The sequence below is a fragment of the Notoacmeibacter sp. MSK16QG-6 genome (assembly GCF_024158145.1).
GTDB lineage: Bacteria > Pseudomonadota > Alphaproteobacteria > Rhizobiales > Rhizobiaceae > Notoacmeibacter.
Window position 1 is genome coordinate 168,210 of the sequence record NZ_JAMYXM010000001.1, and the last position, 13,489, is coordinate 181,698.

Consider the following 13,489-nt stretch of genomic DNA (forward strand, 5'->3'; position numbering starts at 1 on the left):
AGCGACCGACGACCTACGGACCACAAACTACGAACTTGCCTTCTCGTCGCCGGGCAGTTCGTATTCCGTGCCTTCCCAGGGCGACAGGAAGTCGAACTGCCTGAATTCCTGACGCAGGCTGACCGGCTCATACACGACGCGCTTGACGGTATCGTCCCAGCGAACTTCGACGAAGCCCGTCAGCGGGAAATCCTTCCGGAGCGGATGCCCCTCGAAGCCGTAATCGGTCAGAATACGGCGCAGGTCCGGATGACCGGTGAACAGAATACCGTAGAAATCGTAGGCTTCACGCTCAAACCAGTCCGCGCCCGGAAAGACATCGGTCGCACTCGGGATCGGCGTATCCTCATCCGTTTCGACCTTGACGCGGATACGCATATTCTGCCGCGGCGACAGCAGATGGTGGACCATATCGAAGCGCTTCTGGCGGGAAGGATAGTCCACGCCCGCGCCGTCGACATAATTGATGAACTGGCACTGGGTATCGGTCTTCAGGAAGTTCAGTACCTTGGTCAGCTTTTCGGGCGCGACAACGATGGTGAGTTCGCCATAGGCGACGTTCGACCGCTCGACAGCATCGCCCAGTTTCTCGGCCAGATAGTCGGCAAGGTCACGCATTGTTTCGTCAGTCATAGCGTTTCCCTACCGCTCGATCGTGCCGGTGCGGCGAATTTTGCGCTGAAGAAGAAGAACGCCATAGAGCAGCGCCTCGGCAGTGGGTGGACACCCCGGCACGTAAATGTCGACCGGAACCACGCGGTCGCATCCACGCACAACCGAATAGGAGTAGTGGTAATAGCCGCCGCCATTGGCGCATGAACCCATTGAGATCACGTAGCGTGGCTCCGGCATCTGGTCGTAGACCTTGCGCAGAGCCGGCGCCATCTTGTTGGTCAGCGTACCGGCCACGATCATAACGTCAGACTGGCGCGGGCTGGCGCGCGGCGCAAAACCGAAGCGCTCGCAATCATAACGCGGCATCGACATCTGCATCATCTCGACAGCGCAGCAGGCCAGACCGAACGTCATCCACATGAGCGAACCCTGACGCGCCCACGTGATCAGCGCCTCGGAAGAGGTGACGACGAAGCCCTTGTCGTCCAACTCACCATGAACCTCACGGAACCACGGATCGTCGGCGCCGACAGGCTGGCCGGTGTTCGGGTCGATGATGCCTTTGGGGGATGGCGCGACGATGGTGCCGTCGCCGGCCGTCACGGCCTTGTCGGACGTTGTCAGTCCCATTCCAGCGCCCCCTTCTTCCATTCATAGACGAAGCCGATGGTCAGAACGGCAAGAAACACCATCATCGACCAGAAGCCAAACCAGCCAATGGCGCCGAACGAGACGGCCCACGGAAAGAGAAACGCCACTTCGAGATCGAAGATGATGAAGAGGATAGCGACGAGGTAGAAGCGGACATCGAACTTCATGCGTGCATCGTCGAAGGCATTGAAGCCGCACTCATAGGCCGAGAGCTTCTCGGGATCGGGGTCTTTATAGGCGATGATGAAAGGCGCGATCATGAGCGCGAGGCCGATAGCGAGCGCGACACCCAGAAAGATCAGCACGGGAAGGTAGGAAGCGAGAAGTTGGTCCACGCTCGGCATCTCCTTTGCCACCCATCAAATCAGATTTGAGCGGAAAGCGGCAGGACGCCGGAACTCTCATCCGAGGTGGTTTTCGAAATGACGCCGCACTAGCCCAGCCACACAGCGAGCGCAAGGGTAACACTGGCCTAATGAAGCCAGACCACCAGAGAATAAAACATGATTTTTATAGTCATATTATTTCCTACCACGTGAGTGCAAGTCTTTTAATCATCTGCCGTGTGGAAATCACCTAACCAGAAATGGTCAGGTCGTGCGGTCCGCCCATCCGGCGAAAATGCGTTCCAGCCAGACAACGGCGTAGTAAAGAAGGATACCGAGCACCGCGAGTGCGATCAGCACAGCGAACATCAGCGGGTAATTCGAGTTGGTTTGACCCGACAAAAAGAGTGCACCCAGTCCGCGGCCGTGCGGCGAGATGATCTCGACAAGGTTTGTGCCGATAAAGGCCAGCGTCGCCGACACCTTCAAAGCGCCGAAGAACTCGGGCAGGGTTTTCGGCAATGCGATCTTGCGAAAGATCGTGAAGCGCGAGGCGCCCAGCGAGCGCAAAATGTCGCGATATTCGGGCTCCAGAGTTGCCAATCCGATCGCCACCGAGACCGCTATCGGGAAAAACGAAATCAGGAACGCCATCATCACCGTGTTGAAGTTGTGCTGGCCGATAAAAAGCAGAGCCAGCACTGGCACTAGCGTGGCTTTCGGAACGGCGTTGAAACCCACCAGCAGCGGATAGAGAGCGTCATTGGCGATACGAGAAAAACCCATGATCATGCCGAGCAGCACGCCGGCGACAACGGCAATCAGCAGGCCGGCCACTGTGCGCCAAAGCGTTTCCCAGGCACCGGAAAGAAAAAGCTTCCAGAACCGGATATAAGCTTCAGGCAAATCCGACGGCGACGCCATAACGTAATTCGGCCATCCATTCACCCAAACCAAAAGCTCCCAGAGAATCAGAAAAACAACGATTGCAGCGATCGGCACCGCGATTTTTCGGAAGAGCTCCATCAGTGGCGATCTCCGCCACGGCCCTGTGCGATCCTTATCTGGTCGCGCAGCGTCTGCAGCATGTCACCGACATGCGGCTCATAGAGAATGTCTAGCGGCCGGTCTTCGGAAAGGCCAATGTCCATCACATATTGAGTCTTCGCGGGTCGATCCGAAAGAACGATGACCTGATCGCCGAGATAGACGCTCTCGCGCAGATCATGTGTGATTAACACCGCCGTGAACGGTTCCGCCGACCGGAGGTTGCGCATGGTCTGCCAAAGATCTTCGCGCGTGAAATTGTCCAGCGCGCCGAACGGCTCATCCATTATGAGCACATCTGGCTTATGGACGATTGCGCGACAGAGGGAGGCCCGTTGCCGCATGCCGCCGGAAAGCTCGGACGGCCGCTTACCTTCGAAACCCGAGAGACCGACCATAGCAAGAAGTTCTTCGGCGCGAGCGACACGCTGTTTTCGCGGCATTTTGGTCGCTACGATTTCGAGCGGCAGAATCACATTGTCGAGAATGGTGCGCCATTCCAGCAGAACCGGATTCTGAAACGCCATTCCGACCGTCCTGCGAGGGCTCACCACCCGCTCTCCGTGAAGCCAGACCTCTCCGGCATCCGGCCGCATGAGACCCGCAATCAACCTCGTCAGAGTCGATTTTCCGCATCCGGAAGGGCCGACCACTGCGCAGAATTCTCCTTCCGGCACCGATAGATTGAGGCCGCCGAGAACCGGCAGCGGCCCCGACCTGGTCTTATAGGCATGATGAACATCTTTGATTTCGATGAGATCGGTCATCGGTGATCCAAAAGCACCGAGCCGGCCATCGCTGACCAGACTCGGATAAAAGCGGACGTTCGCTCGCTCTACTGAAGCTTCGCCGACTCGCCTGACGGCAGATATCGGCCATCCCAGAAGGTCGCCATGTCCGGCGTCGTCTGAAATTCATAGACCGTCTTCGTCTGCTCGATTGCGTCTTCGAACCGGTCCGCATCGACATCGCCGAAACCGTTTTGCTTTACCCAGTCGGTCAGCACATTCGCATCGATGGCCATTTGCAGTCGATCCGTTTCGAGATCCTTGTCGGCCGCCGGATTACGCTCCAGTAGGGAGTCGATAGCTTCGGACGGATTTTCGATGGCGGTTTTCCATCCCTTTGCCACGGCTTCCAAGAATCCTTTGACGACATCCGGGTTCGCTTCAGCGAATTCGGTGTTCACAATGATCGCGTTGCCGTACAGCTTCACGCCATAATCGGACATCAGCAGTACCGATAGATCGTCTTCCGGCACACCAAGGCGGATCAGGTTGAGCGTAGAGGAAAAGGAGAAGCCGGTGACGGCCGCAACATTGCCTTCGGCCAGCATCGGCTCGCGAGTCGGAAAGCCGACCGGCTCGACCGTGATTGCGTCCATATCGAGATCGTTTTCTGCCGCGAAAATCGGAAATTGCGCCCAGGCGCCATCGGGTGGCGGGGCGCCCAGCACCTTGCCTTGAAGGTCCTTGGGAGCTTCTACACCCAGCGATTTGCGGCCGACGACGGAGAAAGGCGGCTTGTCGTACACCATCATGACCGCCTTGACGGGCGCGCCAGGATTTTGGTCCAAAAACCGCATGACCGAGTTGATGTCTGCAAAACCGAGTGGAAACGCGCCGGTCGCCACTTTCGGAATAGCGTCCAATGAGCCCTTACCTTCAGCGATTTCGACGGTCAGGCCCTTCTCTTCGAAATAGCCCTTGTCGATCGCCAGGAAGTAAGGAGCGGCCGGCCCCTCGAATTTCCAGTCGAGCGCGAATGGCACGGCCTGTTGCGCCCAGCTATTTGCGGCGGTCGCGACCATCATGGCTGCTGCTACGAAGATTTGTCTGATCAAATTGAACTCCGTCATATGGTGGGTTCGCATTGCGCCGAACCCGGCCTCTTCATGCGGCATCGAACCACATGGACGTTTTCTAATCAACCAAACAAAATCGCCCTGTTTTGCCTATGTTTTCGGCAAAACAGAGCGACTTGGGACCGCGACGGTGCTCGTGTTTCCAGCCAAAGCTTCTTCTAGTCGTCCAACTCCCAGGCAGCGCCTTCCAGCACGTCCAAGGGAATTTTCATATAACGCGTGCCGTTCGATTCCGGTTCGGGAAGCCGCCCGCCATTGGTGTTGACCTGTAGCGCAAAGAGAATCTGGTTGGGCATCGGAAGCGTCTTATCGCGTTCCTCGCGCAATTCGATGAAGTCGGCTTCGCTCTTACCGTCCTTCAAATGGATATTGTCGCGCTTCTGCTCACCAACCGTCGATTCCCAAGCCGGATCGCGACCGCCCGGCTGGTAATCATGGCCTGTGAAGACGCGTGTCTCATCGGGCAATGCCAGGATCTGCTGGATCGAGTCCCAGAGCGCCTTGGCGCTTCCGCCGGGAAAGTCCGCCCGCGCCGTGCCCCCATCCGGCATGAAAAGCGTATCGTGAACGAACGCCGCATCGCCAATAACATATGTGATCGACGCGAGAGTATGACCCGGCGAGAACATCACCTTCGCATCCATCTCACCAACCTTGAAGTGCTCGCCTTCAGCAAAGGTGTGATCCCATTGCGAGCCGTCAGCTGGAAAATCCGGCCAATTGTAGAATTTCTTCCAAAGCGACTGCACCTGGACCACCTGATCGCCGATCGCAGTCCGGGCGCCGGTCTTCTCTTTCAGATAATGAGCTGAGGAGAAGTGATCGGCATGTGGATGGGTGTCGAGAATCCACTCGACCGTCAGCCCCTCATCCTCAATATAGCCCAGTATCTCATCTGCGCTGAACGTGGCCGTCGCGCCGGACTTGGGATCGAAATCGAGGACCGGGTCAATAATGGCCGCCTTCTTCGTCTCAGGGCATGACGCCACATACTGAACCGAATTCGTCCGCTTCTCGTAGAAACCTTTGACCTTTGGCCTCAACATTTCAACTCCCTTCCTAAAATCGATTGTCGCCGATAACCTGCCCGATAGAGCATTGGTCGGCTTTACATATTCATATGTTCATATATGTTCAAGGTCAGGTTTTTTCATACTGTCGTTTTCGCAGCATTTGTCCGGAAACAATCCCCGTCATGCATTTCTTGAAGTCGTTTGCCCGCTACCTGCCATGCCTGGATTGGGGACGCCAGTATGATCGCGCCACGCTGACGAGCGACATCGTCGCGGCAATCATCGTGACGATCATGCTCATCCCGCAATCGCTTGCCTATGCTTTGTTGGCAGGCCTTCCGCCGGTCGTGGGACTATATGCTTCGATACTGCCGCTCATCGCCTATGCGCTGTTCGGCACCAGCCGAACATTGGCCGTAGGCCCTGTTGCGGTGGTATCGCTCTTGACAGCAGCCGCAGTCGGGGAAATTGCCGCAAGCGGCACTGCCGATTATCTGACCGCAGCGCTCGTACTGGCGTTTCTAAGTGGGATTATTTTGCTGACGATGGGACTGTTTCGTCTCGGTTTCGTTGCCAATCTGCTTTCCCACCCTGTTATTTCCGGCTTCATAACGGCCTCAGCCATAATCATCGCTTTGTCTCAGGCTCGGCATATTCTAGGGGTGGAAGGCGGCGGCGATACGCTGATCGAGATCGTCGGGGGGCTCGTCGCCACCCTCTCCGATCCTAATGCGACGACGTTGGTGATCGGCGTCGCATCGCTCGCGTTTTTGTTCTGGGTCCGGCAAGGCTTCAGACCGCTTTTGCTGCGATTGGGCCTGAGTGATTTTCTTGCCGGGCTCATCGCGCGGACAGGACCGGTCCTAGCCGTTGTTGTTGCCGTACTTGCTGTGGCGGCGTTGCGCCTCGACCTTCAGGGCGTCGCCATTGTCGGCGAAATCCCGCAGGGCTTGCCGCCGCTCACCCTTCCGTTTGCCAATCACGAAATGTGGGTCGCGCTCCTGCCTGCCGCATTTCTGATTTCCATCGTTGGCTTCGTCGAATCGATATCCGTTGCCCAGACGCTTGCCGCAAGACGGCGGCAGTCCATCGATCCCGACCAGGAACTGGTCGGCCTCGGCGCTGCCAACATCGCTGCGGGCCTGACTGGCGGCTATCCCGTGACTGGCGGGTTCGCCAGGTCGGTCGTCAATTTCGATGCCGGAGCGAAGACACCCGCTGCCGGGGCCTTTACCGCTATCGGCATTTTGCTGGCGTCTCTTATCCTCACACCTCTCCTTTATTTCCTGCCAATCGCTGTGTTGGCCGCCACCATCATCGTCGCGGTGCTTAGCCTTGTCGATGTGAAGACGATGAAGGAGACGTGGGCATATTCCAAAGCGGATTTCGCCGCGACGGCCATGACCATCCTCGCAACGCTTGGCTTCGGCGTCGAAACCGGGCTTATCGCGGGGGTGGCCCTGTCAATCGTCCTCTACCTCTATCAGACGTCACGCCCGCACGTGGCTATTGTCGGCCAGGTGCCTGGAACCGAGCATTTCCGCAATATCGACCGGCACGATGTCGTGACCAGTTCACGCGTCCTGACCTTGCGGTTCGACGAGAGCCTCTATTTCGCCAATGCCCGTGCGGTGGAGGCGCGCATTCAAGAAGAGGTCGCCGCTCGGCCCGGCCTGAAACATCTCGTCCTGCAATGTCCGGCAGTCAACTTCATCGACGCCAGCGGACTGGAAAGCCTCGAGATGACGGTTCGACGGCTCGAATCGGCGGGGATCGACCTGCATTTGTCGGAAGTGAAAGGTCCGGTCATGGACCGGCTGAAGCGATCTCATCTCTTAGATGAGATGACCGGCCGCGTCTTCCTCACCCAGCATCAGGCCATGCGGACACTCGACCCGGAAACGACGATCAAGGCCGATGAGATGGTGCGACCGGAAATCGTTAAATAGACGTGTCAAAAGGGCGGCGGTCTACGGAGATGTCGGCCGTCTAGCTGCCTTCGAATCCCAGTGCAGGCTCCATCAGTTCCCAAGTCGCATCCATGGACCATGACTAAGAGAATGGAAGAGCGATATGGCCGTAGCGAAAGGAGAGCTGTGCCTCTGCAGCCTCTTCTCCTGAAATGGCGACCCCTGCAGGATTCGAACCTGCGACCATCGGCTTAGAAGGCCGGTGCTCTATCCAGCTGAGCTAAGGGGCCATTGGTCGAAGCCGACTGACCTTCGCAATCAATGTGTCCAGGGCGTCTTGCGATCGTAACGGAAATTGTCCGCGTAGGAAATCGTATGCCGCGCCCGCTCTTTCGGCTCGTCGACGCGATAGGCGATCCCTTCGCGCTTCGCGTAGGCGACCGCCTCTTCCTTGGTATCGAACCAGAGCCGAACCTGGCTCGTCATGTCGGACGATGAGGTATAGCCCATCAAGGGATCGATGGCGCGGCGTTCCTGGGGTTCGAATTCAAGCAGCCAGCGGCCAGTCTTGGCCCGGCCCGACTGCATGGCCGTCTTGGCGGGACTGTAGATGCGCGCACTCATCCTGGCCTCCATTCGCCCCGGCGGAAACGAGTGCGACCCGACCGCCAGCATCAAACCAACGGCGATGGTCGGAGCGGCAGGATTCGAACCTGCGACCCTCTGGTCCCAAACCAGATGCGCTACCAGGCTGCGCTACGCTCCGGGCCTTTGCCGTTCGGGTGCGACATGGCCCGTTTCATCCGATCTGTCAATCGGCATCGGGCTCTTCCCCGTCGCTTTGCTGCAAACGATTGAGCACATTGGCGGCGAGCGGACGAGTCACAGCGGAACGATTCGTCATTGCCTGCCGGTCGATGGCTTCCACAAGCGCCCGCGCCACCGACAAGGATCGCTCCATGCGGGGAACCAAATAAGCGGTGATCGCCGGATCAATACTGATTTGGCGATCTGAAAACAATTTGACCAGTACTGCATCCAACAGCCGGTCGTCCGGAGGTGCGATGGATGCGAGGGCAGCGGATCTGAGACGCGAGACGAGATCGGGCAAGCTGATCGGCCAATTGGCTGGCGTCGCGCGGGACGTCAGAAGCAGAAAGCTTCCGCCCTGTCGCACAGCATTGATCAGATGGAAGAGGCCGGCCTGATCCGGTTTTACGCTGTCGACATCCTCTACCAGCACCGCACCGCCCCTCATGGCTGCCTCTATGGCCTCGCTTCCAATGGCGCCAGCGGATGTGATGGATGCGGAGGTACGATCACGCCAGATAGCCGCCAGGTGAGACTTGCCGCTGCCTTCCGCCCCGTGGATCACCGCGACCGGCGATGACCAATTCGGCCAAGAGTCGATCAGCGCGATTGCCGCCTGATTGGCTGGGGTTGCCACCAGATCGTCGCGACTGAGCGCCGGATCGCGGGTCAAATCCAGCAACAATTGTTCAGGTGAAGCCGCCTTCGTCTGGTCTTTGGTCGAATCGCTCATCTCTGGTGTCAGGAGGTTTCCCTCGTCGCATCATAGAGATGCGACTGGCGATAGCGCGCCAGTAGGAAGCGGACGATCACGCCGACAGCCGCCGCCGCCGGGACCGCCACCAGAAGACCGATGAAACCGAACAATGCACCGAAAGCGAAAAGAGCGAACATCAACCAGACTGGGTGAAGGCCGACCTTCCCGCCGACAAGCTTCGGTTGGAGGATATTGCCCTCGATGAACTGGCCGGAGAAGAAGACTGCAAGTGTCGCGGCGATCCAGATGAAGTCTGGCCAGAACTGGACGAGCGCCACACCGAGCGCCACGACCAGACCGATGGTCGAGCCGATATAGGGAATGAAGCTGATGATACCGGCGCCAAGGCCGATCAACAGACCGAAATTCAGCCCAACCAGAGTCAGACCGATTGCATAATAAATCCCAAGGATTAGGCAAACGGAGCCCTGTCCACGAATAAAGCCAGCCACGGCACGGTCGACATCGCGGGCGATGGCGCGCACCGTTTCGACATGACGGCGCGGCACATGAGCATCGACGGAGGCGACCATGCGGTCCCAGTCGATCAGCATATAGAAGGCAACCACAGGCGCGATGATGAAAAGGCCGGCAATATCCATCAGGGCCGCACCGGAATTCCAGACCGATTCGATAAAGGAAGCCAGAAAACCGGAACCCTGCGAGAGAGCCTGATTGAGACCCTCTTCCAGCGTCGCCTTATCCACACCAAACACCCGTTCTAGCCAGGCGGGACCGTAGGATGTGACAAGGGTCTGAAGGTTGGAGAGCAGCGTCGGCAATCTTTCCACGAAACCGGAAAGCTGGTTCGCCAGCACCGGCACGATCAGCACGAAGCCCAGCATGAGAACAGCGATTGCCACCACCAGAATGACAATCGCGGCCAATGTGCGCGACAGGCCGCGACGCTCCAGCATGTCGGCCACAGGATCGAGGAAATAGGCGAGAAGCATGCCGACGACGAAGGGCATGAGCACCGAGCGGAACACCCAAAGCATAAGGAGCACCGCCAGCGCCAACCCACCCCAGAAGAGAACGCGTCGACGCCACAATGCGCCTTCCGCGACGTTGTCCGTCGGTTGGGGCGGTGCGCCGGGATCTTTCGTGGGCACCGTGTATGGCGGCCGGGTATCGGTCATGAGATCAAGCGGCCTCGTGCATGTGGCGGAACCAGAGCAAGGCATAGGCTGCCGCCGAACTGACCGTCAAGAATGCGCAGAGCAGCATCAGAACCGTCAATGCGCCCGGCATGGCGATGACGCCGGCTCCCTGGGCCAGAACGGCTGCCGCCAGCACGATCTGAACGGCCGTGTTCAACTTCGACAGGAAGATCGGACGAATAGTGATCGGGGCCTCCATTTCGCGCGCCAGCACAACGCCACCGAGAATGCCTATATCGCGGAACACGACGATTACCACGAGCCAGACAGGCAACGCCCCGACAATGCCGAGAACGATGAAGGTGGACGACAGAAGAAGCTTGTCTGCAATCGGATCGAGGTAGGCCCCGACCGCACTCTGCTGATGCCAGAGACGAGCCAGCGCGCCGTCTACCGCGTCGGACATGCCGGCAATGATGAAACCGGCCAGCGCCATTCCCCAATGGCCCGCCATCAGCGACCAGATAACGAGCGGCACCAGGATCAGCCGGAACAGGGTTATGAGATTCGGTATCGTCAACGTGTAAAGGACCTCGTTCAAACAGCTCACACCTAGGTGTTGCACAGGGCGAAAGCAAAGCTGCGATCCTATGCCTTGCTGATGGCGTTCTTTCATGCCAATTGCCGGGTTGTTCCCGCCAATCCAACGGACGACCCGCCCGATGAACGATACTCCATCTTCTCGCATGAATTATGCCGATGCCGGCGTCGATATCGATGAAGGCAATGCGCTGGTCGAGCGGATCAAACCGATGGTGCGCGCCACCGCCCGTCCGGGCGCGGATTCGGAGATCGGCGGCTTCGGTGGATTGTTCGACCTGAAGGCGGCGGGTTTTACCGATCCGATTCTCGTCGCCGCCAATGATGGCGTCGGAACAAAACTCCGTATCGCAATCGAGACCGGACAACACGACACAGTCGGCGTGGATCTCGTCGCAATGTGCGTCAACGATCTTATCGTTCAGGGTGCCGAACCGCTTCTTTTTCTCGATTACTTCGCCACCGGCAAACTTTCCGCCGAACAGGGCGCGGCCATCGTGTCGGGCATTGCCGAGGGCTGTCGACAGGCAGGCTGTGCGCTGATCGGCGGAGAAACCGCCGAAATGCCTGGCATGTATTCCGGCGGCGATTACGATCTCGCCGGTTTCGCTGTCGGAGCGGCGGAGCGTGGCGCTCTCCTGCCCACAGCCGATGTGGCACCGGGCGATGTGCTTCTAGGACTTCCATCTTCCGGCGTTCACTCCAACGGGTTTTCACTCGTCCGGCGGATCGTGGAGAGAGAAGGTCTGAAATGGGAAAGCCCCGCACCGTTTGCGCCATCGGCAAGTTTGGGCGAAGCCCTGCTCGAACCGACCAAAATCTATGTCAAACCACTGCTTGCGGCCATCAAGGCGACCCGGGCGATCAAGGCGATGGCGCATATCACAGGTGGAGGGTTCACCGAGAACATTCCTCGCGTGTTGCCGGACGATTTGGCGGTGAAGATCGACCTTCCCGCTATCACGCCTCCTCCCGTCTTCTCCTGGCTGGCAAAAGCCGGCAATATCGATGAGGCGGAAATGCTGCGCACCTTCAATTGCGGCATCGGCATGGTGGTCGTCACCGCCGCGGATGCGGCCGAGACGGTATGTGCCAGCCTTGCCGATGCCGGACAGGAGGCTCTCACGATCGGTTCGATAGTCAGGCGCGAAAGCGCTGGCGTTCTCTATGATGGCGAACTCTTTGCATGACGACGGAACCGAAACGCATTGTCATCCTGATCTCCGGACGCGGGTCGAATATGGGCGCGCTTATCAGCGCGACGCTCGATCCGGCCTATCCAGCAAGGATCGTCGGGGTGATTTCGAACAAGGCGGATGCGACCGGACTCAAGGCTGCGGAAGATTTCGGCATTGCAACGCAAGTCATCTCGCACAAGGATTACGACGACCGCGCCAGCCATGATGAAGCGATCAGCGCGGCGATCGAACAGATGAATGCCGACTTCATATGCCTTGCCGGGTATATGCGTCTATTGACCGCCGCGTTCGTTTCGCGTTGGCAGGGAAAGCTGCTGAACATCCATCCCGCCCTTCTACCAAGCTTCAAGGGCATCGATACCCACGCCCGTGCTCTTTCCGCTGGCGTCCGCGTGCACGGCGCGACGGTTCATTTCGTGACCGAGGATATGGATGACGGGCCGATCATCGCGCAGGGAGCGGTGCCGGTCGGCCTCAAGGACACCGAGGCGACACTGGCCGACCGGGTGCTGGAGGTCGAGCATCGCCTTTACCCCCTAGCGCTGCGGCTTGTCGCCGAAGGCAAGGTTACGATGCGCGACGGCACGACGCTCTATTCCAACATGAATGAAAGCGACGAAAAGGCGCTGCTTCTCCCGGTCGGCAGATCGCGGGAAACATCCGATCAGCCGTGAATTATCGTCACGCTTTCCATGCGGGTAACTTCGCCGATATTTTGAAGCATATCGTGCTGACGCGCTGCATCGAGCATCTGAAGCGCAAGGACAAAGCCTTCCGCATCATCGACACGCATGCGGGGACCGGGCTCTACGATCTATCGTCCGATGAAGCGCAGCGGACGGGCGAATGGCGCGACGGTATCGGCCGCATCGCCAATGCAACTTTGCCGGCTGATGTTGCCGCCCTCATCGCACCTTTTCTCGATGCCGTGCAGTCGGTGAACGCCGGAGATACAATTTCCGCCTATCCCGGCTCCCCGATGATCAGCCGTTCCCTGCTTCGCCAGCAGGATCGGCTCAGCGCCATTGAACTTCACCCGAAAGACAGCCAGCTTCTGAAAACTCGTTTTGCAGGCGACTGGCAGGTCCGCGTCATCGAACTGGATGGCTGGCTGGCGCTGGGCGCGCATGTTCCGCCCAAGGAAAAGCGCGGCCTGGTTCTGGTCGATCCACCGTTCGAACAGGCTGGAGAATTCGATCGCATGGCGGATGGACTGGCAAAGGCGATCAAGCGCTGGCGAGGCGGCACCTATGCACTGTGGTATCCGATCAAGGACCGGCACACTGTCGCGCAATTTCAAAATCGCCTGGCGGAAGGCGGTTTCGGCGAAGGTCTGGATATCTCTCTCTTTATCCGTGAACCTTCCACCCCTCCCCGCCTCGACGGATGCGGCATGGCTGTCATCAACCCGCCTTACACGCTCACCGAAGAAATGGCGCTGATCCTACCGATGATCGGCCGCATTCTCTCAGAGGACGGGGAAGCCCGCCATACGATCCGGTCGTTCTGACCGGATCGTGTTGTGAAGGCCACGGCAACCGCAATCCTCACGCAGTTATCCTCCTTCCGCAACGCCTGGGCTTGATCGAGCCGTTGC

At 58.6% G+C, this 13,489-nt stretch carries 15 protein-coding genes and 2 tRNA genes; 4 read left to right on the top strand and 13 right to left on the bottom strand.

Annotated elements, in window-relative coordinates:
* Nucleotides 1-27 precede the first annotated feature (27 nt).
* From NIM86_RS00770 to NIM86_RS00800, 7 genes are all read right to left on the bottom strand, one after another.
* The gene (locus tag NIM86_RS00770; RefSeq protein WP_253378357.1) at nucleotides 28-633 is read right to left on the bottom strand and encodes an NADH-quinone oxidoreductase subunit C; all 606 of its coding nucleotides are present in this window, start codon (nucleotides 631-633) and stop codon (nucleotides 28-30) included.
* Between the two features lie 9 nt (nucleotides 634-642).
* The gene (locus NIM86_RS00775) at nucleotides 643-1,245 is read right to left on the bottom strand and encodes an NADH-quinone oxidoreductase subunit B family protein (protein WP_162787186.1); all 603 of its coding nucleotides are present in this window, start codon (nucleotides 1,243-1,245) and stop codon (nucleotides 643-645) included.
* Nucleotides 1,236-1,601, bottom strand: a complete 366-nt coding sequence (locus NIM86_RS00780; protein ID WP_253378359.1) for an NADH-quinone oxidoreductase subunit A — start codon at nucleotides 1,599-1,601, stop codon at nucleotides 1,236-1,238. The genes NIM86_RS00775 and NIM86_RS00780 overlap by 10 nt, the downstream gene beginning before the upstream one ends.
* A gap of 255 nt (nucleotides 1,602-1,856) precedes the next feature.
* Nucleotides 1,857-2,618 (bottom strand): ABC transporter permease, encoded by a 762-nt coding sequence (locus NIM86_RS00785; protein WP_253378361.1) that lies wholly within the window; start codon nucleotides 2,616-2,618, stop codon nucleotides 1,857-1,859.
* Nucleotides 2,618-3,406: an ABC transporter ATP-binding protein gene (locus NIM86_RS00790; RefSeq protein ID WP_253378363.1), complete on the bottom strand. Its 789-nt coding sequence runs from the start codon at nucleotides 3,404-3,406 to the stop codon at nucleotides 2,618-2,620. Before NIM86_RS00790 ends, NIM86_RS00785 begins: the two co-directional genes overlap by 1 nt.
* A 68-nt stretch (nucleotides 3,407-3,474) precedes the next feature.
* Nucleotides 3,475-4,482 carry an ABC transporter substrate-binding protein gene (locus tag NIM86_RS00795; RefSeq protein WP_253378364.1) on the bottom strand — a complete coding sequence of 336 codons (1,008 nt, stop codon included), beginning with the start codon at nucleotides 4,480-4,482 and terminating at the stop codon, nucleotides 3,475-3,477.
* A 179-nt stretch (nucleotides 4,483-4,661) separates the two neighbouring features.
* On the bottom strand, nucleotides 4,662-5,549 hold the full coding sequence (locus NIM86_RS00800) for an MBL fold metallo-hydrolase (protein WP_253378365.1): 888 nt from the start codon (nucleotides 5,547-5,549) through the stop codon (nucleotides 4,662-4,664).
* 149 nt (nucleotides 5,550-5,698) lie between these two features.
* Here NIM86_RS00800 and NIM86_RS00805 point away from each other — a divergent pair, with 149 nt between their 5' ends.
* Nucleotides 5,699-7,465 (top strand): SulP family inorganic anion transporter, encoded by a 1,767-nt coding sequence (locus NIM86_RS00805; RefSeq protein ID WP_253378366.1) that lies wholly within the window; start codon nucleotides 5,699-5,701, stop codon nucleotides 7,463-7,465.
* A gap of 174 nt (nucleotides 7,466-7,639) precedes the next feature.
* Here NIM86_RS00805 and NIM86_RS00810 read toward each other — a convergent pair.
* The 6 genes from NIM86_RS00810 to NIM86_RS00835 form a co-directional block, all read right to left on the bottom strand.
* A tRNA-Arg gene (locus NIM86_RS00810) sits at nucleotides 7,640-7,716 on the bottom strand.
* Nucleotides 7,717-7,744: 28 nt separating this feature from the next.
* On the bottom strand, nucleotides 7,745-8,050 hold the full coding sequence (locus NIM86_RS00815; protein WP_253378367.1) for an ETC complex I subunit: 306 nt from the start codon (nucleotides 8,048-8,050) through the stop codon (nucleotides 7,745-7,747).
* A 65-nt stretch (nucleotides 8,051-8,115) separates the two neighbouring features.
* Nucleotides 8,116-8,192 (bottom strand) — tRNA-Pro (locus tag NIM86_RS00820).
* A gap of 45 nt (nucleotides 8,193-8,237) precedes the next feature.
* The gene (locus NIM86_RS00825) at nucleotides 8,238-8,969 is read right to left on the bottom strand and encodes a hypothetical protein (protein ID WP_253378368.1); all 732 of its coding nucleotides are present in this window, start codon (nucleotides 8,967-8,969) and stop codon (nucleotides 8,238-8,240) included.
* A gap of 8 nt (nucleotides 8,970-8,977) precedes the next feature.
* Nucleotides 8,978-10,132, bottom strand: a complete 1,155-nt coding sequence (locus NIM86_RS00830) for an AI-2E family transporter (protein WP_253378369.1) — start codon at nucleotides 10,130-10,132, stop codon at nucleotides 8,978-8,980.
* Between the two features lie 4 nt (nucleotides 10,133-10,136).
* Nucleotides 10,137-10,694, bottom strand: coding sequence for a CDP-alcohol phosphatidyltransferase family protein (locus NIM86_RS00835; protein WP_256478308.1), 558 nt, complete (start codon nucleotides 10,692-10,694; stop codon nucleotides 10,137-10,139).
* 121 nt (nucleotides 10,695-10,815) lie between these two features.
* Between NIM86_RS00835 and purM the strand changes: the two genes are divergently transcribed.
* The 3 genes from purM to NIM86_RS00850 are packed head-to-tail and all read left to right on the top strand — an operon-like array spanning nucleotide 10,816 to nucleotide 13,402.
* Nucleotides 10,816-11,883, top strand: coding sequence for a phosphoribosylformylglycinamidine cyclo-ligase (gene purM / locus NIM86_RS00840; RefSeq protein WP_253378371.1), 1,068 nt, complete (start codon nucleotides 10,816-10,818; stop codon nucleotides 11,881-11,883).
* Nucleotides 11,880-12,566: a phosphoribosylglycinamide formyltransferase gene (purN, locus tag NIM86_RS00845; RefSeq protein WP_253378373.1), complete on the top strand. Its 687-nt coding sequence runs from the start codon at nucleotides 11,880-11,882 to the stop codon at nucleotides 12,564-12,566. The genes purM and purN overlap by 4 nt, the downstream gene beginning before the upstream one ends.
* Nucleotides 12,563-13,402: a 23S rRNA (adenine(2030)-N(6))-methyltransferase RlmJ gene (locus NIM86_RS00850; RefSeq protein ID WP_253378374.1), complete on the top strand. Its 840-nt coding sequence runs from the start codon at nucleotides 12,563-12,565 to the stop codon at nucleotides 13,400-13,402. Before purN ends, NIM86_RS00850 begins: the two co-directional genes overlap by 4 nt.
* Nucleotides 13,403-13,489 lie beyond the last annotated feature (87 nt).